Here is a 24,756-nt window from a genome sequence, read left to right as displayed (position 1 = left end):
ATATCGATTTCGACGCTTTTCTCTTTGAAATGGGAGCAGGCGGCCGATAGTGAAAAAGGAATGACAGGGAGAGGAATCCCTCTTTCTTATCAGTAGAGGTCTTTCATGTTTGATTTTACGAAAAGAGCCAAACGGGTCATAAACGAATACGCACAGCAAGAGGCGAAGCGCCTCGGCCACGACATGATCGGCCCCGAGCATATCCTTCTCGGCCTTCTTCGCGAAGAGGATTCGGTTGCCATCAAGATCCTCAAGAATCTGAGCATCGATCTGAAGCAGCTGAAGAAAGAGGTGGAGCGTCGGTCGCGTCAGGGCGGCAGTGCCATGCTGCTCGAGCTGTCGCCGAATCCCGATAAATACCAGAAGATCATCGATTACTCGAAAGAAGAGGCGCGCCGTCTCAAGCATAACTACGTCGGCACCGAGCACATCCTGCTCGCCCTTTTACGAGACAACAACAACATCGCCGGGGCGACCCTTGCCTCCTTTCAGGTGAACTATTCGGTCATCAAAGGCGAGATCCTGCGCATCCTCGGCGTGGCCTCTGCCGGTCCGGCACCGGCGACGCGTCCGGCGACGACGGAGAAGTCGCGCACGCCGACTCTCGACGAGTTTGCCCGCGACCTGACCGCCCTTGCCACCGATAAGAAACTTGATCCCGTTATCGGCCGCGATATGGAGATCCTTCGTCTGACGCAGGTGCTCTGCCGCAAGACGAAGAATAACCCCGTCTTGATCGGCGAGGCAGGCGTCGGTAAGACGGCCATCGTCGAAGGCCTGGCCTCGCGCATCGTCTCGATGGAAGTGCCCGATCTGCTTTTTGATAAGAGGGTAATCGCCCTTGATCTGGCCTCCCTTGTTGCCGGTACGAAATACCGCGGCGAGTTTGAAGATCGTTTGAAGAAGATCATTCGCGAGATTCAGAACTCGAAGAACGTCATCATCTTCATCGACGAGCTGCATACGCTGATCGGCGCCGGTGCTGCCGAAGGAGCGATCGATGCGGCGAATATGCTGAAGCCGGCCCTTGCCCGCGGCGAGATCCAGTGCATCGGCGCTACGACGCTTACCGAATACCGCAAGTATATCGAGAAAGACTCGGCGCTTGAGCGTCGCTTCCAGCCCATTCACGTTAAAGAGCCGTCGATCGACGACACGATCCTCATTCTCAAAGGTCTCAAGAAGACCTTCGAAGAGCATCACCGTGTTGTTTACACCGAGGATTCGATCGAGCTTGCCGTGAAGCTGTCGGAGCGTTATATCACCGAGCGCTTCCTGCCCGATAAGGCCATCGACATCATCGACGAGGCCGGCTCGCGCGCCCGACTGCAGAATTCTTCGCGACCCGAAGAGATCCTTGCCCTCGAAGAAGAGGTGAAGCTGTTAACGCGCAAGAAAGACGATCTTGTGAAGGCGCAGGAATACGAGAAGGCCGCACAGGTTCGCGACGAGATCAATCTGAAAAAGCAGGAGCTTGAAGATATCAATCGCGAATGGCAGGAGAAGCTGTCGAGCTCGGCCATCGAGATCATCTCTGAAGATATCTACTCCGTCGTCAGCATGTGGACGGGCATCCCTCTTGAAAAGATCGAAGAGAGCGAGGCCTCGAAGCTTCTGCGTATGGAAGAAGAGCTGCAAAAACGCGTCGTCGGTCAGTCCGATGCGCTTCATCTCGTCAGCCGCGCCGTGCGTCGTTCGCGTACCGGCTTCAAGGATCAGCGCAAGCCGTCGGGCTCGTTTGTTCTTCTCGGGCCGACGGGCGTCGGTAAGACCGAGCTCGCCCGCACGCTGGCCGAGTTTCTCTTCGGTACCGAAGACGCTCTCTTCCGTCTTGATATGTCGGAGTACATGGAGCCTCATTCCGTATCGAAGTTGATTGGTTCGCCTCCGGGCTATGTCGGTTATGACGATGCCGGGCAGCTCACCGAGTATGTGCGCCGTCGTCCGTACTCCGTCGTGCTTTTCGACGAGATCGAGAAGGCGCATCCCGACATCTTCAACATCCTGCTTCAAATCCTCGAAGAAGGAACGCTGACCGATACACATGGTCGCAAGGTAGACTTCCGCGACACCATCATCATCATGACGTCGAATCTCGGCGCCCGTGAGATGCAAAAAGGCGGCAAGATGGGATTCTCCGAAGACGCCGCTCAGGTCGAGATCGGACGTCGCGAGAAGGCGATGGAGGCGCTGAAAAAACATTTCAGCCCCGAATTCCTGAACCGAATCGACGAGATCATCTTCTTTCATCCGCTTAACAAAGAGCAGATCAAAGAAATCGTCGGAATCATGCTGCGTCGGTTGAACGAGCAGCTCTTTGACCGCAAGATCCTTGTCGAGATCGACGATTCGGGTCGCGATTACTTTGCCGAGATCGGCTTCGACGAGAAGTTCGGCGCCCGTCCGCTGCGTCGCGCTTTGCAGCGCGAGGTTGAGGACTATATGGCGAACCGCTTCCTCGAAGGGGCCTTTCGTGAGCCTACAAAGATCCTGATCCGGTCCGAGGCAGACGAAAAGGGCAAACGCTCTTTGAAGTACGACGAACAGGAATGGGCGGAGTACGAGGCGCTGTATGCCGAGAAGCTGGCCGAGCGTGCCCGTAAAGAGGCGCAGAAGAAAGAGAAGGAAGCGGCTCAGCTCAAGCTGCGCGGCGTTTCCGTTCGCAACTCGCCGTCGGTTCGCCCGGCAAACTCAGGTCAGCTGACCTGAGAGCTTTCGTATCGCGAGATCGCATCGAAGAAGGTAACAGAGTATGGAAGGATGGCAATCCGCACTTTCGTCCGCTCTGACGGCCACGCCCGGCATCGCTGCCTGGGTGTTCGCCCTCATCGGCGTCGGATTGGCCATCCTGCTCGGCCTGCGATTCTATAACTGGCGCCTGAAGCGCAGCTTTCAGGCCGTGGCCGGCATTCGATCGATTCGCGTTCCGGCCGATGCCGACGAGCTTGAGCTCGAATATGAATTCCGCCATCGCGGGCATGAGTACTCGGGCAAGGGCCGCCTCAGTCCGGCGCAGCTGCTTGATGGCAGAGGAGCGGAGCCCGTTCTGCGTCACAACGCCGAGATCGACCTGCCTGTGCTGTACTGGAACGAACAGACCTACGTCGGCGACGAGGCGATCGAACATGCCCTGCTTGCAAAACGACCTGTTCTGCGCATTCGATTTCTTTCTGCCGATCCTTCACGCAACTTTCCCGTTCCTTCGATTCTGCCCGTCGCCGCCGAAGAGCGTCGTGACCGTCAGCTCTGACGTTTTTCGAAAATTGATTGGCCCGCTGATCCGTGCCGATAATCCGGTTGAGTCGCTATGAAAAACCGCATCTCTTCTTTATCCTTCTCCTGCCTGGCTATTGCGATCGTTTTTGCTTCGGCTGCAGGCTCGGCTCTGTTTGCCGCTCCACCCGAATACGCCGAGGCCGTAAAGCTCTACAGGGCCGGGCAGTACGAGCAATCTCTTGAGTTGATCCGTTCGGTCTTTGATGCGAATAAAGGATCGCTTGAGCTGCGTATGCTGGCGGCGGCGAACTACCATCGTCAGGGCAACATTGATTCGGCGATGGCGCATATGCTCTATGCGATGAAGGAGCATCCCGATCAGCCGGGTCCGGCCCTTTATATGGCGACGCTGCAGCGCGAGAAAGGAGCGACGGCAAAGGCGCTTGAGATGATGCGTCGTACGGCGGGCAAGTTTCCCGACGAGCACTGGGTTCGCTATGAGCTGGCCGCCACCTTTCTCGAACAGAAGAAATATGCCGATGCCCGTCGTCAGGTAGAGGCCATCATCGCTAAGAATCCGAACTTCTTTCCTGCCATCTATCTCGACGGTCTTATCTACATGCTTGAAGGCAGCTATGAGACGGCTGACTTCAGGTTCAAGAACGCCCTGCGTATTAAGATGACCGATAAAGAGTGGACGAAGCGTCTGTATAACAACCTCGGCATCGTAAACGAGCGACTGGCAGAGGCCAATCCGACGCAGAAAGAAGAGAAGCTGAACCTGGCGCGACAGTATTATCGTAAGGCGCTGGAGCTTGATGGAGAGTACGCCGTTGCAAAAAGCAACCTCGACCGAATCGACTGAACTCAGCGTAGGCATTCACACTCTCGGATGCCGTCTGAATCAGTATGAATCCGACGGCATACTGAACCGATTCGGCCGGCACAGCTATCGCATCGTGCCGTTAACCGACGGGCCCGACATCGCCATCATCAATACGTGCACCGTCACCGAATCGGCCGACGCGCGAAATCGAAATATCATCCGACAGGTGCTGCGACGCAATCCGCAGGCCCGCATCTTTGTGACGGGCTGCTATGCGCAGACCGACCCAGAAAAGATCCTCGGCATCCCTGGCGTGCGCGCCGTCGTCGGCAACGATCGTAAATCGAATATCTTCGAGATCATCGAAGGCATGCTTGAAGAGGAACGCCGTTCCGACGCCGACCCTGTTTCGCAATCAGTGCATTCGTTGCGCACGACACAATCGCCTCCATCCGCGCAGGTCTCGCTCTCTGGCGGCGCCATCGCCGATCCGGGACGCGGTAAAAGGGCGGTGTTAACCGATCCCTTTGCCTATGGCGACGTGTTTCCCGTCGATCACAGCCGGGCGTATCTGAAAATACAGGACGGATGCGACCGCAAGTGCAGCTACTGCAAGATTCCCCAGGCAAGAGGAGGCGGCATCTCGCGCGATGCGGCCGAGATCATGGCGCATCTACGGCGTATGGACGAGGCGGGAATTCCCGAGATCGTTCTCACTGGGGTCAATCTGGGATGGTTTCGCGAGAATAACATGCGCTTTGCCGATCTGCTGGAACGCATGCTTGAAACGGTGAAGCATGCGCGCATTCGCCTCTCAAGCATCGAGCCGTCCGACGTAAACGAGCGCCTTGCCGAACTCAGCCTGCATCCGAGATTCTGTAACTATCTGCACGTGCCCGTGCAGAGCGGCTCGGCGAATATTCTGCGGCAGATGAAACGCAGTTATACGCCCGAAACCTTCCGCATGCGAATCGAAAAGGTACGATCGATCAACCCCGACGTCTTTCTCGGCACCGATCTCATGGTCGGCTTTCCGGGCGAAACCGACGCCGATTTCGAAGATTCACTGAAGCTTCTCGTCGATCTTGATATTGCCGGCGTACACGCCTTTCCTTTTTCGCCTCGCGAGGGAACGATTGCCGCCGTCATGCCCGGACGTGTGCACGGAACCACCGTCAAAGAACGCATGCAGCGCGTGGCGGCACATAAAGAAGCCGCTATGGAATCGTTCTATCGCCGCATGGACGGAAGTATCGTCGAAGGCGTTCTTGAAGGAGAGGCAAAGGCAGAAGCAAAAGAGGTCGGCAGTTCTCTCTTTATGGAAGCGTTAACCGGCGAATTTCTTCGTCTCAATGTTCCCATCAGCGACACAACGACTCTGCGCCGCGGCCAGCTTGTAAAACTCAAGCTCCAGGCAGAGGGCAGGGTGGGCTGGCCGGTGGATTGAAGAGACAGAGAGCTAACAGATAGCGATGAGATCAGGCCGTTCTTACGAAATCGCTTCTATGTTATGGTCTTTTCGGTTCGCACTGGTTTGTAGAGGCTTTCAGAAGCGCCTGAGCAACTCTACATGATGCCTGCTCCACGCCGGCAGGAAACGCAGTTCGAGCTACCTTTTCGACCGGTGGTACTGAAAAGTCACGGCGCACGTTGCCGAGAAAGTCAGAAGAGGCACGAAAGGTCCTGGTTGTACCGCCGGCATATGTTTCCATATCAAGGGAAAGCCGTAAGCTCCACCCCAGCACAGGCCAGAAGAAACTGTCAAATTCCAATACAACATCCATTTTCGTTAGTCGCAATAGCATAGAATCTATGGAACAGCGAGGATAGATTTCAGTTTGGAATTGAGCACTTAGAGAGTGGCGCAATTCATCTATAATGGCTTGTTGCGCATGGAGCGTGTAGCTGCGATCTTTATAGAGTGTCGTACGGTCTGAAACAGCGATACAGATCTTCTCACAGTTTCTGCATTCTGTTGCTGTACGATGGTGTGCAGTAAGCGGAATGTGTCTTTCCGTACCTGCACAGCCACCAAGCAACAATAGAACAAGACAGTAGACTTTCTTCATACCTGTAGAACTCTAAACCTTCCCCTCTTCCTTATTCCCTTCTCCGTAAAGCCTGCTGGTCCCCCTGCCGTTTTGCGAGCTGAAGTATAGTGTCTCTGCCCGGCACCCCAGGGCCGCTCTGACCTCCGTGTCACGCTTTCGGGCGGGAGCGCTGCAGCCGGGACAGGCTTAGACCAGAAGTCCCATTGCCCCGGTGCCAGCCTGCCCGCTCCCCCTGCGTAGCGGACCATGGATGGGAAAGCGACGGCGCCTGGCGCAGGATCGCGCCACGCGCCGGACGCAGGGGGTGCGGGCGGGCCTTAATTTTCAACGGCGTCCTGGAAGTGCCGCTCTTCGAAAAGCTCCGGATCTTTTTCGATGACAAGGCCATAGAGATACGGATTAATCTTCCATTCTTTCATGATACGGCATCCGGCTTCGTTGATGCAGAATTTCATGCGGTCGAGCGACATCTTCTGCACGAGAGCAGGGCCCGATGGCGCTTCGACGCGTTCCCAGTCGACGATCAGGATCTTGCCGGCCGGTTTCATGGCACGTCCCACGCTTTTAATGGGCAATGTCGGATCGGCAAACGTAGAGAGCACGATCGAGCAGAAGATGATATCCATCATGGGGATCCAATCGGGCAGCAGCGGATGCTCCGTCCGCTCCACATAAAAGGGCGTGAAGCGCTCGATGTCTTCTTTTACCTTTTTTCGTAGAATGTAGTCGATGAGCAGCTCCTGAGATTCGGCACCCCACACATGTCCGTTCGGAGCGGTGCGCCGTAGCAATCCGCTGAGAAAATAGCCGTTGCCCATGCCGAAATCGAGCACGTTTTCGTTGCCGCGCCACTCGATGGCATCGAGGATGGGGTCGACGGGAAAGAGGTCGCGCCGCGCCGGCGAGAGCAGGTAGCGGTGGTAGTCGGATTCTTCGTAGTAGGGCAGTCCGCGCATTCTGGAAAAAAACTCTTTTTTTGATGGTTGAATTCGGCTCTCAGGCAGTCCGATATTCAAGGAGAACGTCATGATTGCGAAATCGGGAAAATCGGCAAAAGCCTTTTTGGCTATCCGGAATCTTTTTTTGCTCTGCGCGCTGCTTGTGCCCGTTTTGCTTGCGGGGGCCGACAGGGCGAAGAACATTCCGGGCATCGATCCGCTGCCTCTGGCAACGGGAGACGGCAGCCCGAGCTCGACAAAACCCGATTCTCAAACCGCTCCAAACGCGAACAACACGACCAATCCGCAAATGAATCCGGCTGATCCGGGGTATCCTAAAGTGCGTAACCTGACCGTCGTGCCCGAGCCCAGCGAGCCCTTTACGGCGAAGATCTCGTGGGATCTGTATCCTGACGCCTCAACGCCCATCTATGTCGTTCGCTACAGTAAGCCGATTGCCAATCGTGCCATCCTTCTTGAGGCCTATAACCTGACGTCGCCGCCTCTTGCAGCGGGAACGCAGGTTTTCTTGAACCGGGATATGCCCGAAGGCGTGTACTATTATGCCGTCGTAACGGCATTCGAGCTTTCGCGTGACGGACGGCTGGAACTGAAGCCCGGTCAGAACTATACGGTCGTGCCTTTTATGGTGTACAGGCAGGATAAATCGAAGCCTGCCGATCCACAGAAGCCCGAGGCCACACAGTCCGATCGCGATCCGAACCTGAAGCCTGAGGACTTTTATATCAAAAGTCTGACCGCCCTTGACACCGAAAAGGGAGTCGTCTTGAACTGGCCGGGCCTGCCCATTCGCGGCATTGAATACGAGATTTTTCGCAGCGCCGAGCCCATCGATTCGGCCGAGCGAATCGATCGTGCCGTTAACCTGGGCAAGGTGCGAGAGGGCACTCCGTTCTTCACAGATGAAGGAGCCGTCGAAGGGAAGCGTATGTATTACGGCATCGCCGTGCGTGACGCCATTACCGGCAAGGTTTACAGAGATCTGAAGTATCAGGCCTCCTATATCGAACACACGCACAGACGGCCCAAGCTTGAGGTGCGGTATGATACGTTTCTGCCCGAGTCGCTGACGGCCTTTCTTGCAAGCGGCGATACGATTCAGCTGATCTGGATTGATCCCGGCCCGACGGTTAAAGAGTATCGCGTCTTTCGTAATACGATGCCGATTACGTCTGCCGAGATCCTTGCGAATTCAAAGGAGCTGGGAACGGCATCTCCCGGCAGCGGCGGCTTTCGCGACAGCGGACTTGGTGCGGGCACGTACTATTATGCTCTGCTTCCGATTACGACGTCGGGCGAGCTGTTAAGCGTATTCCAGGCCGGTCGTACCTTTACGATGTTCGGCGTGAGCTTGCGGGCTCCGCGAACGGATACGGCTGACACCGCTACCGATACGAAGCCCGATGATACCAAACCCGACGACACCAAGCCCGATGATGCTCTGAAGTCGGCTATCTCGGGATTCGAGATCATTCCCGAGGGTGAAAACGTCCGATTGAACTGGAAGGTCGTTCCGGGATCTGCGGCGACGCGCATACAGGCCTTTCGCGCAAAAGAACCTCTTAACGATCCTGCCGCTCTGCAATCAAAGGCCGTTTTGCTCGGTGACTTTGCCGTTTCGGACGGAGCGGCCGTCGATCGTAACCCCGGAGCGGGCGATCACTACTACAGTCTGGCCGAATATGATCCGGCGACGAAGACGTATATTGCCGTATACTTCTCGAGACATCCGCTGACGATAGAAGAGTCGAGGCCGACAGAAGATGCGGCTGCGCGACTTGAGAAGATCCTCTCCGGGGCCTTTACGGGGGCGCGTTATACAGAGGCCGAAGAGCAGCTCGACGCCTATCTTGCCGGTACGGATCTTACTGAAGAGCTGCGGTCAAAGGCGCTTTTCTATCTCGGTATTGTGAAGTTTCGTTTGCAGAAGTATGAAGAGGCTCGCGAGATCTTCAAAGATCCTGTCGCCCAGGCACATGATCGCGAGCGAGCCCTCTTCTGGTATCGTATCAGTCTTGAAAGGATGAAAAGATGAATACCCGACAGATCTATTACCTGACAGGCGGATTGCTTCTCTTTGCAGCCGGCGTTCTTGTCGTCGGCCTCGATTATGGCCGCATGCGCGCCGATTTCACCGGGCAGAGAATCACAGATGGAGCTCTTGCCGACGATCGCGGCGAGGGACGGCGACCGAAGCCGTATTCCGAAGAAGAGCTGCGAAGCGACATGCTGCGCGCCGAAGAGTATCTGCGTCAGAATTCGAAGGATTCTGCGACAAAGGCGATGGAGCTATATACGAACATCCTTTCTTATGATACCGATCGCAAAGTCAATCAGGTGGCCCGATTCGGGTTGGCCTCGGCGCTTTACAGACTGGGCGACGACCGGCGAGCGCTCGAACATCTGCGCACCCTGAAACGAGAGGATATCGGCGATCGATCTCTTTCAGATAACGTCGATTTTCTGCTGGGACGCATCCTTCTGCTGGCCGGTCATGAAGATGAAGGCCGCTCTATTCTGCAGTCTCTTCTTTCGCGCACGACGGATCGAATTATTCAATCTCGGGTGCATTCGGCGTTCGGTGATTATTACGTGAAGAAGGGAGATCGTACGAAGGCGAAGAAGAGCTATCGCATCGCCGTTGAGTATTATCCCGACAACTTTCATGCGGCTTTTTCGGGGGAGTCGGCCCGTCGCTTCGCCGATATGACGGAATCCGATCCCGATCTGTTTGACGTACACCTTGCCGACGACATCTTCAGGAAAGAAGAGCCGAAGAAGAGCGACACGAAGAAAGATAGGAAAGACAGGAAGAAGCCGGCCGGCACGGATAAACCGAAGAAGGCTTCTCCGGGGGCGCGAACAGAGCCGGCCGATTATCTGCGAGCCGAAGAGCTGTATGCAAAGGGACTCAACCTCACGCGGCAGAACAATCATCGTGAAGCGCTCAAGCTTTTCATGGAAGCGGCGGATCTTCTGAACGGCCTCTCGCCCGAGCAGCTGAAAGACGTGAAGCTGCGCAATAAGATCTACCGACAGCTCGAACATGTATTTTTCAGAGCAGGCGAGGCCTATGCATCGCTTGAGGATCGCGACGAATCGCATGCTCAGTTCGATCGCGTCCTTTCCAATCCCGACGCCTCTCTTGATCAGGCCGCTCTTGTTCGCAAGGGAATCCTGCTCTTCGACGTGCAGCAGTACGAGGCCGCTTATATGATCTTCAATAGAGCCGTGCAGGAATTCCCCGACGGGAATTATACGCGTCGCGCCGAACAGTGGATGCGGGAGACCGAGAACTTCTTGAAGAAGCAGACGCCGTAACGACGTTAACCGGCCCGGGGGCGCTGCGGTAGAATGAGCGGGGGCAGGGCGAAGCCGTAAATCTCGTATAGCCGCCGGGGGATGTCGTAGAGATATTGCATATCGCCGGCTAAATCCTTCATGAGCCTGCCGTATACCAGAAGCGGCACGCGGTGATGCGTATGCGTCTTCGTCGATAGGTCCTCGAGGTTCCCGTGGTCCGACGAAATGATGAGCGTATCGTCGGGCCCCATCGCCTCACAGATACCCTTAATAAAGGTCTCGAGGCTTTCAATAACGAATTGCGCGGCGTCGAAATCCTGACTGTGCCCGGCCTTATCTGACAGGAAGTACTCGAAGATCACAAGCTCATAATCCTGTGCGATGCGCACAAGGTCGGCGCCTCGTGTGTGAGCATCAACGATGGGAAAACGCTCTTTCGTTTCAGGATAGTACTGATGCATGATCTGATGCGTGATATCCATATACAGAGCACGACCGGCCTCAAGATCGGCGAGCGTGAAAAGCGGCTGGCCCGAGGCCTTCTGCGTATGCGTCGAGGCGCTTGCAAAGCGCGGCATGCTTTCGAGCTTCTTTAAAAACTTTTCGCTGTAAGCATTGAGAAGAGTCGCTGCGAAGCCTTCGTTTTTGAATTTTTTTAAGATCGAATGCTCTTCAATGGCCGCACGCAGCGTCGGTCCGGGAAAGCCGGTCAGGTGGTGGCCGAGCAGCTGCGGAGCGTTCACGCCCGTCCAGAGGCTTGTCTGCCCTGTTGCGGATTGAGGCAGGCCATCGATGCCCATGGCAGCATCAAGCGGGAGCAGCAGGAAGTCGCGGCTGAGCGCATCTGCACGGGACGATGCCGAACAGACCGAGAGAACCGAGGTGGCATACCGCGAGAAAGGGTTGGTCGCCTGGTCGTCTGGCCCGATGCCGATCCCGTCAATGAAGAAGTAGATAACGCTCACGTCAGTTCCATTTAAATAGAACGGCCCGACAAGGGTAAAGTTTTTTTCGTTGCCGCGTCGCTTATGAATAGAAAGCTTTTCCATAATCTCTATGGCCGATGAATTAGACCAATGGCAGGATCCGGCGTTCTGGAAGGCCCTGCATCTGCGTGAAAGGATGCGGAGCCTTCCAGAAAAGGCCGGGGCCGAAAGGCATCCACCGATTCGCAACAGGGTGTTCACCGACGAACTGAAGGAGCTTGCCCGTTCGATTCAGCGCCACGGAACGCAGAGTCCTGAAACGACGATTCGTTTCGAGGAGCTCGGCCCTCCGCTGACCGGTCTTGCCGGCTCCGTTGCCCGTCTCTATGTAGAAAAAGAAGGTGAGCTACCGGAGTCGCTGCTCGGCGATTGGAACCGACGTTTTTCGGCTCTTGGATCGGCGGTGCTTCTCTTTTCCAGGGAGGAGGGGGTATTTCGTCTGTTGTTGAGTGCCGGCCTGGACGATGCGCAGCGTCAGAACCTCTGGGTATCGGCGCGCGACCCCTTTTTCACAAGAGACTCCGTTCAGTCATTCGTCATCGATCGTTCGTTGAAAGAGAATCCCTTTTTTGCGAAGAGGTTTACGGTAGAATTCCTGGCCTCTCTGGGCGGCGTCGTTTCGATTCCGCGGGAGGATCGATCGGCCCCGGCCTTGCTCGTCTTTTTCTTTGACGAGGAGCCTCCGTTGTTACCGGTCGAGGAGCTGCGTTCGGCCCTTGATTGGATCCATCCGCTGCTTGTTCGGTATCTCGAAAAAGAGAAGCGCTCCCATCTCAGGCGTAACATCTATGAGGCGGCGGCCCGCGAGGTGCGTTCCTTCCTGAACCTTGCTGACGGTGCGCGTCTTGTTCAGTTTCACTTCGGCTCACTTGTCGACGGACAGGTTTGCCACCGCTTCTTGAAAGAACTGCGCCGGGTCCTCTCTCATCAGCGCCTCGTTCTGATTCTGCGCCTGCGTCATGATGGCCTGAAAATATTGCTGACCCCCGATTCGCCTGCTGAGCCTTTATTGCAGACGGTCGGCGAGCTTGCCGCCGGCTTTGGCATCGAGGTGAGCTCCTTTCAGATGCCGGTCAGCGCCGACCTTGTCAGCTCGGCGGTGCTATGAGGCGCCTCTGCGTTTCGGTCGCCGTATGCCTGCTCTTTTTTTCCGGAGGGCTCCGGGCCGAATCAGAGGCCGCCGAAGCCCTCCTCAAGAAGGGGCAGTTCGACGCGGCCTGCCCGGTTTTCGAATCAGCGCTCCGCCAGGAACCGACCAGCGATCGGTTGAAGATGGGCCTGGTGCGCTGTCTGCTCATGCGGCGAGAATCGGCCGACTATGTCGTCGATCTGAGGCGGGCCCTGCGTATGCTTGAAGAGTCCATCCGCATCTACGAAGGGATTCCGGGGCAGGAGAAGGCTCTCGCCTGGCGCCACTTCTATGCTGGCATGGCGCTATGGTATCTGAATCAATCCGAACTGGCGCTTGCCGCCTTTGATCGGGCTTTGCGACTCGATCCGACCTTTCACCAGGCTCTCTATAATTCGATCACCATCCTTGATGAACTGGGGCGGTATGAAGAGGCACGTCTGAGAAAGCAGACTTACATCCGAATTGCCACAATCGATCCTTTTTGAGACAATAATGAGTTGACACCCGAGCCCCGATATCCTATTTTTTACCTGATGATTAGCAGTCGCATCTGTCGATTGCTAATGCCGTCCTGGCAGTCGGTTGAGGTGGTTGCTTCCCGGCCAGAACTCTTTCCCGTGTCGGAAGGAGCCCGGGCTCGATGCCCAGGGCGGTGGTCGGTGAGCTGAAATCGTAATGATTTTTAGTTTTTGAGTTATGGAAGAAAGATCCGGTTATATGATGATCCCGGCCGATCCGGGCAGTTCTGTGGTCGAGAACTTTCACCTCACAGCAAGGGAGGAGGAGATCCTGTGCCTTGTCATTGAGGCCTTCATCATGAACGGCGTGCCGATCAGCAGCCTTCAGCTTGTGCAGTCCTTTGATCTGAACCTGAGTTCGGCCACCATCCGCTCGATTCTTGCCGAGCTGAGCCGAAAAGGCATGCTCTTTGCTCCTCATCGCTCTGCGGGTCGCATCCCGACCGAGCGCGGATATCGCTTTTTTATTACGAGAATGCCCGCTCGTCTTCCGCCCTTTGATCCGGCCCAAGAAGAGCAGATGGCCATCCAGAAAGAGTATCTGCGTCGCAATTTTCAGATGGAAGACGTGCTTGAGGCGACAAGCAAGATCCTGAGCATGCTGACGAATCATGCCGGGCTTGTCGTGGCGCCATCGGCCGAACGAACGATTCTCAAACATATCGAGCTCATCGACGTCGGGCCCGACGAGATCCTCATGGTCATTCTTACCCGATCGGGCACCGTTTATACGAAAAACATCACCATCGAGGATCGGATTCCCCGCGGCTATCTGCAGCAGATATCGCGTTATCTGAACGAGCAGTTTCAGGGCCTCGATCTCCAGGACGTGGAACGCCAGTTAGGCGAGCGTCCGGTGGGCCTTGAAGGAGAGCTGCATCAGTATGCAAGCCTTCTTCTCAAGACGCTATCTGTGCATTTTGCTTCGATGGGACAGAGGAACGACGTCTTTATTACGGGCCTTGACCGCGTCGTTGAAGAGCTTGGTTCTCCCGAGCTCAACGTCTCCCGTATCTATGAAATGAAAGACATCTTTCGCGGCATATTACGCAGGGCCGTCGATCTTGACGACATCGCAGTCACGATCGAAGGGGATCGGAATCCGACGCTGTCGGGCCTGACGATTCTTGCCGGTAGCTATCGCATGGGCGAAAAAAACATCGGAGCGATGGGCGTCGTCGGCCCGAATCGCATGAACTATCGCAGGGTGGTTCGTGTGCTTGAATATTTGAGGATTATTATCTCGGGAATGATGACCCGCATGAATAAGTGAATAACCCTGGAAAAAGAGGGAGATTGAGAGAGGTTATACGATGCATCCAGAGCAGGAAAAGGAACAGGGAATTGAAGAGACGCTTGAAGGAATCGAGCAGGCTCAGGGAAGACCTGAAGACGATGCAGCCGAAGAGCAGGGAGCGGCAGAAGCCGAAGGATCGAACGAGGCGCCTCTTGATCCGATCGAGGCCCTGAAGGCCGAGCTTGAAGAGACGAAGCAGAACTGGGCGCGCGAACGAGCCGATTTCTCGAACTATCGCAAACGTATGATAGAAGAGATGGGAAAGGCGCGAACGTCGGCCGTTTCAAACTTCGTGCGCTCGTTGATTCCGGTCGTGGATAACCTTGACCTGGTGCTCGCCGCGCCGACCGAAGATCCGGCCGTTAAGAATTTCGTAATCGGCGTCGACATGATTCGCGGCGAATTCCTGAACATTCTCGGTCGCGAAGGCATCAGGCCCGAGGTCGATGCGGGTAACGACTTTGATCCGTATCTGATGGAGGCCGTCGAGCTGGAAGAGCGCGAAGGCTTCGAGGGCGAGAAGGTGGAGCATGTGTATAAAAAGGCCTATGTACAGATTTCAGATGGTGGAGAACGTCAGGTTCTGCGTCCGGCGACCGTAAAGGTGATTCGCGGAAAGCGAAAGGATGCGGAACAGGAAGCGAAAAACGAAGAAGGAAATGCAAACTAAAAGAAGCCGGCAATCAGGCTTCGATATGTAGAGGATACAGACTATGTCAAAAGAAAAGATTATTGGAATCGACCTTGGAACAACGAACTCCTGCGTTTCTGTGATGGAAGGCGGTGATCCGATCGTCATAGCAAACGCCGAAGGCACGCGCACCACGCCGTCCATCGTGGCGCTGACCGACGCCGAAACGCGTCTTGTGGGCCAGATTGCGAAGAACCAGGCCATTACGAATCCGGCGAATACGATCCGCTCCGTGAAGCGTTTCATGGGACGTCGCTATTCTGAGATCAACGAAGAACTCAAGTATGTTTCGTATAAGGTCGTGAAGTCGGGTAACGACGGTGTGAAGATCGAAACCGATCATGGATCCTACACTCCGCAAGAAGTTTCGGCCATGATTCTTCAGAAGATGAAGGCGACGGCTGAGGCGTATCTCGGTCATCCGGTCACAAAGGCCGTCGTTACCGTGCCCGCATATTTTAACGACGAACAGCGTCAGGCCACCAAAGATGCCGGCCGTATCGCTGGTCTTGAAGTGGAGCGTATTATTAACGAACCCACGGCGGCCGCTCTCGCTTATGGCCTTGATAAGAAAGGAAAGAACTCTCGTATCGCCGTATATGACCTCGGCGGCGGAACGTTCGACGTTTCCATCCTTGAACTGGCCGACGGCCTCTATGAAGTCAAGTCGACGAACGGCGATACGCACCTTGGCGGCGACGATTTCGACCAGACGATCATGGAATGGATGATCGAGGAATTCAAGAAAGAGTCGGGCATCGATCTCGGCAAAGACAAGATGGCTCTGCAGCGTCTGAAAGAGGCGGCTGAAAAGGCGAAGATTGAGCTTTCGGGCACGATGCAGGCGCAGATCAACATTCCTTTTATTACGGCCGACCAGACCGGTCCGAAGCACATGAATCTCAGCCTGAGCCGTGCGAAGTTCGATCAGATCACGCAGAGCCTCGTCGAGCGTACCCGCATTCCGTGCGAGAACGCCCTGCGCGATGCGGGTATGACCGCGGCCGATATCGACGAGGTTATCCTTGTCGGCGGATCGACGCGTATTCCGGCCGTGCAGAATCTTGTAAAAGATCTTTTCAAGAAAGAGCCGAACCGCTCTGTTAACCCTGACGAAGTAGTAGCCGTCGGCGCCGCCATTCAGGGCGGGGTCCTTGCAGGCGAGGTATCGGACGTTCTTCTGCTCGACGTGACTCCGCTTTCGCTGGGTATTGAAACCCTGGGCGGCGTTTTCACACGTCTGATTCAGCGTAACACGACGATTCCGACTCGCAAAAGTCAGACCTTCTCGACGGCGGCGGATAACCAGACGGCCGTATCGGTTCACGTCATGCAGGGCGAGCGCGAGATGGCCCGCGACAACCGCACGCTGGCTCGCTTTGATCTCGTGGGTATTCCTCCGGCGCCGCGCGGCATGCCACAGATCGAGGTCACGTTCGATATCGACGCAAACGGTATCGTTCACGTTTCTGCGAAGGATCTGGGCACCGGCAAAGAGCAGAAGATTCGCGTCGAGAGCTCGAGCGGTCTTACGGAAGAAGAGATCAACAAGATGGTCCGCGACGCCGAGGCGAACGCCGAGAAAGACAGGCAGGCCAAAGAGACGATCGAAGCCCGTAACGAACTCGATTCGCTGATCTATGCCGTTGAGAAAGCGGTTTCTGAGGCTGGCGAAGCGTTGCCGGCCGACGAGAAGGCGAAGGCCGAAGACGCCGTACGACGCGCAAGAACGGCGCTTGATTCACAGGACCTTGTCTCGCTGAATCAGGCGAAGGACGAACTCGGCAAACTGATCGGCGAGATCGCCGGTCGAGCGCAGAGCGCCGGTCCGCAGCCTGGCGCCGCTGCGCAGGGCGAGCCTGATGCCGCTCCTTCTGGAGAAAAGGTTGTCGATGCGGATTATACCGTTGTCGATGATGAGAAGTGATGTTTGCGGCGGGGTAAGCCCCGCCCGATTGTTGAGGAATGCAGGGCGCCTGGCGTCCTGACTAACCCGGATGCGGAGAACCGCTGAACGCAGAGGAACGATGGCAGATCGCGATTATTACGAAATACTCGGCGTCGAACGAGGCGCATCGGTGGACGATATTAAGTCGGCGTACAGGAAGCTGGCGCTGAAGTATCACCCCGACCGCAACAAAAACGACAAAACGGCCGAGGAGAAGTTCAAAGAGGCGACGGAAGCCTACGAGGTGTTATCCGATCCTGAAAAGCGTCAGGCCTATGATCGATACGGCAAGGCCGGCGTCGATGGAATGGGAGGACAGGGCTTCGGCTACCGCGCCTACACCGACTTCTCTGATATTTTTGGCGATATTGGCGACATCTTCTCGGAATTCTTCGGCGGCGGGGCCGGCTATCGTTCGCAGGGAGGCGTGCGCCGCGGATCGGATCTTCGCTACAACGTCGAGATCTCTCTGGAAGAGGCCGCCGAAGGAAAGGAGATCAAGGTCGAGATACCGCGCAACGAGGCCTGTGAGGATTGCGGAGGCTCCGGCGCTGCGAAAGGAAGCCGTCCGCAGATCTGTCCTCTCTGTCAGGGCAGCGGTCAGGTGCGCACGACACAGGGATTCTTCTCGGTGACGACGACCTGTCCGCAGTGCCGCGGAAACGGAAAGATCATCAAAGATCCGTGCCGTTCGTGTAACGGACAGGGCGTGAAAGAGAAGAGGCGTACGCTGAACATCCGCATTCCGCCCGGCGTCGAAACGGGCAGCCGCCTGAAAGTGTCGGGCGAAGGCGAGACCGGTCCGAACGGCGGTCCTCCTGGAGACCTTTACGTCGTCACGCATATCAAGAGGCATGCTACGTTTGAACGGCAGGGGAATGATCTTGTCGTTATCGCCAATATCGCCGTTACGACGGCGCTTGCCGGCGGCGAGATCGATGTGCCTCTGATTGACGGCAAGAAGGCTAAGCTGAAGATACCTGCCGGAACGCAGAGCAATCAGATCTTCAGACTGAAAGGCAAGGGCATGCCGATGATGGGCGGCCGCGGTAGAGGAGATCAACACGTGATCATTCATGTATTGATTCCGAAGTCGCTGAACGGTCGAGCGAAGGATCTGATTAAAGAGCTTGATTCTGAGCTTGAAAAGATGGGCGAGAAGGTGGAGAATTTCTCAAGGCCGTAACGTCTCTGTTGAGATAGCTTGTTGTAAAAAAGCAACGCTTTTGCGTTGCTTTTTTGTTTCTCATCGCTTCGCAAAGCCAATGTTAAAGGATTGTAACGATGCTCACCGGGAAAAAAAAGGACCGGTATGAGCAAACTGAAGGTCGGTGTAATCGGTACAGGCCACATGGGCCAGTATCATGTGAACGTTATCGTAAATATTGCCCAGGCAGAGGTGACCGGTTGTTTTGATGCCGATCCGAACCGTCTGGCCGAGATCAGCAAACGCTTCGATATTCCTGGATTCAGGGATATCGACGAGCTGATCGAGAAATCCGACGCATTGATCATCGCCGTTCCGACGGTGTATCATTATGAGATCGCAAAGAAGTGTCTCGAGCGCGGCAAGCATGTGCTTGTAGAGAAGCCGATGACCGAAACCGTCGAGCAGGCACGTGAGCTTGTGGAGCTTGCCGAGAAGAAGAATCTCGTTCTTCAAGTGGGTCACGTCGAGCGTTTTAACGGCGCCGTAATGGAGCTGAAGAAGGTCGTCGAGCGACCTTTCCTGATCGAGGCCCGTCGCCTTTCACCGTTCAATCCGCGCATCGCCGACGTCGGCGTCGTTCTCGACCTGATGATCCATGACCTCGATATCGTGACTAACCTGATCGGCGACGAGATTCGATCTGTTTCTGCAGCGGGAACGTCGGCCTTTACCCGTCACGAAGACGTGGCCGCCGCCGTTTTACAGTTCGAGTCGGGATGTGTGGCCAACATCAGCGCCAGCCGGGCGACGCAGAATAAGATCCGCACGCTGACCATCACACAGGAGAAGGCCTACATCATCCTCGATTTCGCTACACAGGATATCGACATTCACCGCATGGCGTCGCAGGCCTACCTGATGACGCGCGAAGAACTGAAGTATCGCCAGGAATCGTTCGTCGAGAAGATCTTCGTGCATAAGGATAACCCTCTGCGTCAGGAACATCTGCACTTCCTTGCCTGTATTACAGGAGAGCAGGAGCCGATCGTGCCGGGTTACAAAGACGTGCGCACGCTCGAGATCGCCCATTCGATTCTGAAGCAGATTCACGGGTAAGCTCGAGATGGCTTGAGAGTTTAAAAAAGCCGGAGCATGCTCCGGCTTTTTTATTGGAGGCCGTTTGTGAGATGGTCTGCAGGATAGTCAGTGCGAAAGGTTATGTGACTCACATATACTGCTTCACAAGCTTCGAATCTTTCAGATGAGAGGGCAGAAGCACGGTGAACGTGCGACCCGAGCGATCACGATCTCGCCTGAGCTTCTTTGACGTATCGACATAGGTCTCGTATTCGTCGGCTCTTCGCAGCATGATCTTTTCCCAGAACATAAAATGGGAGTCGACGGCTTCCTGACGGATGTCTTTCGCCTTCCGCGTCAGCGGGCATTTAATCTTGCCCGTGTCGGGATCTTTCTCGGTGAACTCCTGTAAGAACGTGAGGCCGACAAAGACGCCGCGGCGGTCGATGTAGGGCTCAAGAGGAAAGGTTCGGCAGGAGATGCTGCGCTCGTCGCGCACACAATGAGCGACGCCCTTGCATTCACAGAAGATCTGATCCTTGCCCTCTGACTTCTTCAGCTCTTTATCGTCGGCCGTGACAGGCTTCCATTCATGCCACAGATCACCGAGCGATTTCAGGTAGGTAAACTCGGCCTTATAAAGGAGCGGCACTGCATGCTCGGAGCTACAGCAGTAGGGGACTCCATTGTACTGATCCTTGCAGAGCGTGCCGCAATCGTAAGAGGTGAGCGGCTCGTCGAGGAACTTGAAGAGGTAGGCGATTTCTTCGGTATTGAGGGATTTATCGATGCGGGGGCGGGATGCCATACAATCTGGCAGGAAAATAGGGTTTCCCCGGAGGACAAATGGTTTTTTTCTGACTCCTGTGAAGCAGCCATCCCTTCAGCCCGACATCCTGAGCGGTATTCTAAGCGATGAGAGCGAAAAGCGCCATCAGCTCGACCGCAACATCTTTGTCGAAACCTACGGATGCCAGATGAACGAATACGATTCGGGCATCGTGCGCTCGCTTTTCAAAGATCGGGGCTACAGCGCCGTACGCAGCGAAGAAGAGGCTGGCGTCATTCTGCTCAATACCTGCGCCGTGCGCGAGAAGGCGCATGAGCGCGTCTACGGTCGGCTGCAATCGCTCTCTTATCTGAAAAAGCGTAATCCCCGGCTTGTAATCGGCATCCTCGGCTGTATGGCGCAGAACCTCGGCGAAGATCTTTTTGCTATGGGTCTGCCCGTCGATCTGATCCTCGGGCCGGATAACTATCGCAATCTTCCCGAGCTCATCGACCGCATGCGCGACGAACCCGGCCGTTCCTATCAACTGACGCGCATCTCATCGACAGAGACATACGAAGAGCTCGAACCTGAGGTCGTCAGCGGTCCGCTGGCCTTCGTTACGATCATGCGCGGATGCAACAACTTCTGTACCTTCTGCGTCGTGCCTTATACGAGAGGCCGGGAACGCAGCCGCGAACCCGGAAGCATCGTCAGAGAGGTGCAGAACCTCATCGATCGACGTGGCGTGCGCGAGATCACTCTGCTCGGGCAGAACGTGAATTCGTATCGACATGAATCAGGAGGAGACTTTACCGATCTGGTTAAGCGGCTGCTTGATGAAACGTCCATCCGACGCATTCGCTTTACGTCGCCGCATCCGCATGATTTTCCCGAAAGGCTGCTCCGGTTGATGGCCGAGACCGATCGCTTCTGCTCAAGCATCCATATGCCCGTGCAATCCGGCTCCACTGAGGTGCTGCGTCGCATGCGCCGGGATTATACGGCAGAAGAGTATATGGATCTTGTTTCGTTGATCCGCGATATCGTGCCCGACGTCGAGCTGACGACGGACGTCATCGTAGGGTTTCCGGGCGAGACCGAAGAAGACTTTCAGAAGACGCTTGATCTCGTAGAAAAGGTCGGCTATGAGAAGGCCTATATGTTTCATTACTCGGAGCGCGAACATACGGCGGCGAAGAAACAATACGCCGACGACGTACCCGAAGAGGTGAAGCTGGAGCGGTTGACGCGGCTGATCGCCCTTCAGACGCGCATCTCGGGCGAACGCAATCGCGCCGATCATGGCCGCGAGTATGACATCCTTCTTGAAGGGCCAAGCCGTCGCTCAGATAAGGAGTGGATGGGCCGCACCGAATCGGGAAAGGTCGTCGTCATGCCGGTGCCGGCTGAGTTGCAGCTGGATTTTCTTCAGGCTCAGGGCAGGCTGGCGCGCATCGTTGTGGAAAGCTCAAGCCAGGCGACGCTTCGCGGACGCTTCGTTTCGTTCGTGCAATGAAACGAGCCCATTCGTTCAGCAAAGAACACTTCTCAGAACCACTCGATGGTTTTCGGGTTATGCGACCGGCTGTGACTCAATTAAAGAAGCGTTCTACGTTGATCTGAAACCCGCTGAGCAGTTCGCTCTGCAGAACGTTTCCCGTTTTATGCTTCCATTCGCTACCTTGCGATACAAGGAGCTGGATACTTCGTCGCAACGGGTCGACGATCCAGTATTCGACGACGCGGTTCTTTAAATAGCGCCGCGCCTTTTCGCCGAGATCGCGTTCGGCAGTCGATTCTGACAGGATTTCGCAGACGAGATCGGGCGTTCCGTGGATCTGGTTGAGCAGAATATGCAGACGCTCCGCTGCGACGAAGCTGATGTCGGGGCGCAGAACATCGCCGCCGTCTGGCAGAAGAACATCGACCTCTATCATACAGCGTCCGACCGGGTGGGCGTCGAGATAGTTATTCAACAGCTGCACAAAGCGGGATTGCCGCCATCCATGCTCCGGTGTCGCAGAAGGGGACCTGTGAAGGACTCCATCGATCATGTCGTACTTGTGACCGTCGTCAGGCAGGCCGAGATACTGCTCCCGGCTAACCCGGAGGCCTTCATAGTGCTGCAAGCCGGTGGAGCGGGACGCTGCCATGAATCGAGGAAAGCGGTGAAACGAACGCTTTGCAATCCTTTTTTACCCGCATCGGTCGCACAGGGACGTGTGGCAGGGCATCGATTATGTCGCAAAAATCCCCGGGCGGGCCGGGAAAATTCGGTTTGAATCGCTCGTCCCGGCCGATATTGTAATCGGTATGGGCGCGCGCCGATTCTTGCATTTCATTCTTATGCTGCTGGCAGGATTCCTGCCGACTTTGCTTATGGCAGAGGTCGATACCGATGCGCGAGGCGATCGTAACGTAAACGACGTCAATCGCAACATCAAGGTGAACCTGTGGCTCGAAAAGACGGTCTTTAAAGAAGACGAGCCCATCGCCATCCTTTTTCGCATTACGAATGCCGGTCACCGCACGGTCAGATTGTATCCCTTTACGCCCGAAGAGCGTAGCTTTCAATTTGAGGTGCTCGACCGAAACGGCCGCGAGCTGGGGGATGATCCGGCCCGGCGTTTCGATCCCGATGATGATGTGCTTGAGAATCATCCGGTTGACCTTGCAGGCGATCGGACGCGAGAGATACAGCTTCAGCCCGGCGAAACGTTTGAGAGAAGGCTGTATCTCGATCGGCATTATGATCTGAAGCCGGGGGAGTATCGCGTATCGGGCCTCTTTCTGCCCGATGCCCGTCATGATATCATGCTTCGCACGGTGAATCGATTGAAGCTGCGCATTGAAAAGCGTACGTCGCCCTTCGTATATGATGAGGCCGAAAATACGGCCGTAGAAGCAGGTCCGGACGCCGAAGAGACCGTTTATCTTTTCCTCTCCGCCGAGATGGCCGGTAAAACGGAGAAATATCTGAAATACGTCGATCTTCGTAAGTTCATCCTATCTTACGATATGTTTGCCCGCCAGTATCTGCGTTCGTCGAAGCAGCAGCAGGAAGTGGTGTTGCAGAGGTTTGCCGAGTATCTGAAATCGGGCCCCACCGATCCGCTGCGCCGCTTTCGCATTCTTCGCGGCGTGCAGGAGACGCCGGATCGCATGCGCGTCGACGTGCTGGCGCTTCGTTCGAGCGGATCGTATCGCGTCGAATATATGTACAACTACTATCTTGATCGTGCTCCGGGATCTCAGTGGAAAATCACTTCGGTCGTCGCAGCCGTTCAGAACAAATGATTTGACATTCCGTATATGAATACGATCTTGAAAGAAGGCGCAAAGGCATGACCGATATCCTCACACAGGATGAGATAGATTCGCTACTGGCGGCCATTCAATCGGGCGATCAGGCGACTGAAGAATTTTCTTCGACTCGCGCCGATACGCGAACGGTCAAGATCTACGACTTCCGCCGTCCCGATAAATTTTCGAAAGACCAGATCCGCACCATCCAGATGATGCACGAGACGTTTGCGCGTCTCACGACGACGGCGCTTTCGGCTCAGCTGCGCGCCCTGGTCGGCGTTCACGTCGGTTCCGTCGATCAGATGACCTACGAAGAGTTCACGCGATCGATTCCGAACCCGACAACGCTTGCCATCATCAACATGGATCCACTGCGCGGCTCGGCCATCCTTGAGATCGATCCGGGCATCTCGTTTACGATCATCGACCGACTGTTCGGCGGCAAAGGCGATCCGGCGAAGATCTCACGCGAACTCACCGACATCGAACGTTCGGTAATGGAATCCATCATCGTGCGCATTCTCGGTAACTTACGTGAGGCGTGGTCCACGGTCCTCGATCTGCGACCGCGTCTCGGTAACATCGAGACGAATCCGCAGTTCGCGCAGATCGTTCACCCCAACGACATGGTCGTTCTCATCTCATTTGAAACGAAGGTGGGCGAGGTGGACGGCATGACGAACCTCTGTATTCCCTACATTACGATCGAGCCGATCATCTCGAAGCTTTCGGCGCAGCACTGGTATTCTTCGATTCGTAAAGGCGATTCCGACGAGAACCGAGCCGTCATCCAGCAGCGTCTTGACCTGGTCGAGATTCCGCTTCGTTGCGAGGTGGGCGAGGTTGATCTGAGCATGCAGGATGTGCTGCAGCTTCAGATGGGCGACGTTGTGAAACTCACGAACACAAGCATCAGCTCTGATTTCACGGTGAAAGTGGGCGACCGTAAGAAGTTCCGCGCCATTCCCGGACGCGTGGGCAACCGCCTGGCGATTCAGGTAGGCGAGGGCATCGACGATATTCCTGATGAGTTGCTTTCTTCGACGCGGGACGACGACGATACCTGAGGTTAACCTCTGTTCTTCTTGCTTCAAAAACGGCGCCTGTGAAACTGTACCCGTGACTCTGATCATCGTCAATACCGGCATGACGGCCTCGGTCGTTTTCTTCGCACTCGGATATATCTTTCGAAAGAGACTGAAGCTGCATCGTCCTTTCATGATCATGGGCATATTCGCCAATCTACTGTCGGCGCTGGCCCTGCTTTTCTCTGTTTACGTACTGTATCTGGGCGATCGTGAGGCGGCGGGCTTTATCGCGACGGTTTCTCCATTCTGGATTTTCGTGCATCGCTTTGTCGCAAGTACGGCCTTTCTGTTGATGTTTGTCATGGCCTGGACGGGGCTGCGACATGACAGGAAGCGGCATGTACGGCTACATCTCATCTTCATCGTTCTCTATCTCTTTACGTATATCACAGGCCTGCTTTTCTTCACGACCGAAGCATCGTAGCCCGGGATCTTC

At 55.6% G+C, this 24,756-nt stretch carries 21 protein-coding genes and 1 pseudogene; 17 read left to right on the top strand and 5 right to left on the bottom strand.

Annotated features, from left to right (window positions below):
* Nucleotides 1-105: 105 nt before the first annotated feature.
* From LEPIL_RS00385 to mtaB, 4 genes and pseudogenes are all read left to right on the top strand, one after another.
* Nucleotides 106-2,565, top strand: a pseudogene (locus LEPIL_RS00385) (ATP-dependent Clp protease ATP-binding subunit); the annotation flags it as partial.
* Between the two features lie 187 nt (nt 2,566-2,752).
* The gene (locus tag LEPIL_RS00380; protein ID WP_002768843.1) at nt 2,753-3,250 is read left to right on the top strand and encodes a hypothetical protein; all 498 of its coding nucleotides are present in this window, start codon (nt 2,753-2,755) and stop codon (nt 3,248-3,250) included.
* A gap of 57 nt (nt 3,251-3,307) precedes the next feature.
* Entirely contained in the window at nt 3,308-4,081 is a 774-nt protein-coding gene (locus tag LEPIL_RS00375; protein ID WP_002768841.1) for a tetratricopeptide repeat protein, read from the top strand.
* Nucleotides 4,050-5,489 (top strand): tRNA (N(6)-L-threonylcarbamoyladenosine(37)-C(2))-methylthiotransferase MtaB, encoded by a 1,440-nt coding sequence (mtaB, locus tag LEPIL_RS00370; protein WP_157135001.1) that lies wholly within the window; start codon nt 4,050-4,052, stop codon nt 5,487-5,489. The genes LEPIL_RS00375 and mtaB overlap by 32 nt, the downstream gene beginning before the upstream one ends.
* Before the next feature lie 61 nt (nt 5,490-5,550).
* On the opposite strand, the gene LEPIL_RS23245 is transcribed toward mtaB, so the two are convergent.
* Complete coding sequence (locus tag LEPIL_RS23245) at nt 5,551-6,111, bottom strand: hypothetical protein (RefSeq protein WP_002768838.1); 561 nt, start codon at nt 6,109-6,111, stop codon at nt 5,551-5,553.
* A 299-nt stretch (nt 6,112-6,410) separates the two neighbouring features.
* Entirely contained in the window at nt 6,411-7,049 is a 639-nt protein-coding gene (locus tag LEPIL_RS00365; RefSeq protein WP_002768836.1) for a class I SAM-dependent methyltransferase, read from the bottom strand.
* Nucleotides 7,050-7,119: 70 nt separating this feature from the next.
* On the opposite strand from LEPIL_RS00365, the gene LEPIL_RS00360 reads away from it, so the two are divergent.
* Both LEPIL_RS00360 and LEPIL_RS00355 read left to right on the top strand, forming a co-directional pair.
* Nucleotides 7,120-9,087, top strand: coding sequence for a hypothetical protein (locus LEPIL_RS00360; protein ID WP_002768834.1), 1,968 nt, complete (start codon nt 7,120-7,122; stop codon nt 9,085-9,087).
* Nucleotides 9,084-10,373, top strand: coding sequence for a tetratricopeptide repeat protein (locus tag LEPIL_RS00355; RefSeq protein ID WP_002768832.1), 1,290 nt, complete (start codon nt 9,084-9,086; stop codon nt 10,371-10,373). Before LEPIL_RS00360 ends, LEPIL_RS00355 begins: the two co-directional genes overlap by 4 nt.
* A 5-nt stretch (nt 10,374-10,378) precedes the next feature.
* On the opposite strand, the gene LEPIL_RS00350 is transcribed toward LEPIL_RS00355, so the two are convergent.
* Entirely contained in the window at nt 10,379-11,404 is a 1,026-nt protein-coding gene (locus LEPIL_RS00350) for a metalloenzyme domain protein (protein ID WP_002768830.1), read from the bottom strand.
* Between the two features lie 7 nt (nt 11,405-11,411).
* Here LEPIL_RS00350 and LEPIL_RS00345 point away from each other — a divergent pair, with 7 nt between their 5' ends.
* The 7 genes from LEPIL_RS00345 (at nt 11,412) to LEPIL_RS00315 (ending at nt 19,193) form a co-directional block, all read left to right on the top strand.
* Nucleotides 11,412-12,449: a hypothetical protein gene (locus tag LEPIL_RS00345; RefSeq protein ID WP_040918008.1), complete on the top strand. Its 1,038-nt coding sequence runs from the start codon at nt 11,412-11,414 to the stop codon at nt 12,447-12,449.
* On the top strand, nt 12,446-12,958 hold the full coding sequence (locus LEPIL_RS00340) for a tetratricopeptide repeat protein (RefSeq protein WP_002768827.1): 513 nt from the start codon (nt 12,446-12,448) through the stop codon (nt 12,956-12,958). The genes LEPIL_RS00345 and LEPIL_RS00340 overlap by 4 nt, the downstream gene beginning before the upstream one ends.
* 211 nt (nt 12,959-13,169) lie before the next feature.
* Nucleotides 13,170-14,264, top strand: a complete 1,095-nt coding sequence (hrcA, locus tag LEPIL_RS00335; RefSeq protein WP_040918006.1) for a heat-inducible transcriptional repressor HrcA — start codon at nt 13,170-13,172, stop codon at nt 14,262-14,264.
* Nucleotides 14,265-14,304: 40 nt separating this feature from the next.
* Complete coding sequence (locus LEPIL_RS00330; RefSeq protein WP_002768823.1) at nt 14,305-14,958, top strand: nucleotide exchange factor GrpE; 654 nt, start codon at nt 14,305-14,307, stop codon at nt 14,956-14,958.
* A 43-nt stretch (nt 14,959-15,001) separates the two neighbouring features.
* A complete protein-coding gene (gene dnaK / locus LEPIL_RS00325; RefSeq protein ID WP_002768821.1) occupies nt 15,002-16,906 on the top strand; it encodes a molecular chaperone DnaK in 1,905 nt (634 codons plus the stop codon).
* Between the two features lie 100 nt (nt 16,907-17,006).
* Entirely contained in the window at nt 17,007-18,113 is a 1,107-nt protein-coding gene (dnaJ, locus tag LEPIL_RS00320; protein WP_002768820.1) for a molecular chaperone DnaJ, read from the top strand.
* 126 nt (nt 18,114-18,239) lie between these two features.
* Entirely contained in the window at nt 18,240-19,193 is a 954-nt protein-coding gene (locus LEPIL_RS00315) for a Gfo/Idh/MocA family protein (protein ID WP_002768818.1), read from the top strand.
* A 109-nt stretch (nt 19,194-19,302) separates the two neighbouring features.
* On the opposite strand, the gene LEPIL_RS00310 is transcribed toward LEPIL_RS00315, so the two are convergent.
* A complete protein-coding gene (locus tag LEPIL_RS00310; RefSeq protein WP_002768811.1) occupies nt 19,303-19,962 on the bottom strand; it encodes a hypothetical protein in 660 nt (219 codons plus the stop codon).
* A 97-nt stretch (nt 19,963-20,059) separates the two neighbouring features.
* On the opposite strand from LEPIL_RS00310, the gene miaB reads away from it, so the two are divergent.
* Nucleotides 20,060-21,442: a tRNA (N6-isopentenyl adenosine(37)-C2)-methylthiotransferase MiaB gene (miaB, locus tag LEPIL_RS00305; RefSeq protein ID WP_245826897.1), complete on the top strand. Its 1,383-nt coding sequence runs from the start codon at nt 20,060-20,062 to the stop codon at nt 21,440-21,442.
* Nucleotides 21,443-21,518: 76 nt separating this feature from the next.
* Here miaB and LEPIL_RS00300 read toward each other — a convergent pair whose 3' ends face one another.
* Complete coding sequence (locus tag LEPIL_RS00300) at nt 21,519-22,079, bottom strand: Uma2 family endonuclease (RefSeq protein ID WP_002768807.1); 561 nt, start codon at nt 22,077-22,079, stop codon at nt 21,519-21,521.
* A 160-nt stretch (nt 22,080-22,239) separates the two neighbouring features.
* Here LEPIL_RS00300 and LEPIL_RS00295 point away from each other — a divergent pair, with 160 nt between their 5' ends.
* Genes LEPIL_RS00295 through LEPIL_RS00285 form a run of 3 tightly spaced genes read left to right on the top strand, consistent with a single transcriptional unit; the run spans nt 22,240 to nt 24,744 of the window.
* Nucleotides 22,240-23,223 (top strand): hypothetical protein, encoded by a 984-nt coding sequence (locus LEPIL_RS00295; RefSeq protein WP_143464764.1) that lies wholly within the window; start codon nt 22,240-22,242, stop codon nt 23,221-23,223.
* A 47-nt stretch (nt 23,224-23,270) separates the two neighbouring features.
* On the top strand, nt 23,271-24,299 hold the full coding sequence (gene fliM / locus LEPIL_RS00290; protein ID WP_002768803.1) for a flagellar motor switch protein FliM: 1,029 nt from the start codon (nt 23,271-23,273) through the stop codon (nt 24,297-24,299).
* Nucleotides 24,300-24,351: 52 nt separating this feature from the next.
* Nucleotides 24,352-24,744: a DUF420 domain-containing protein gene (locus LEPIL_RS00285; RefSeq protein WP_040918002.1), complete on the top strand. Its 393-nt coding sequence runs from the start codon at nt 24,352-24,354 to the stop codon at nt 24,742-24,744.
* The last annotated feature ends 12 nt before the right edge of the window (nt 24,745-24,756 follow it).

It is taken from the genome of Leptonema illini DSM 21528 (assembly GCF_000243335.1).
Classification (GTDB): domain Bacteria; phylum Spirochaetota; class Leptospiria; order Leptospirales; family Leptonemataceae; genus Leptonema; species Leptonema illini.
The sequence above is the reverse complement of the archived record's forward strand: the minus strand, read 5'-3'. Positions and strand labels throughout refer to the sequence as shown.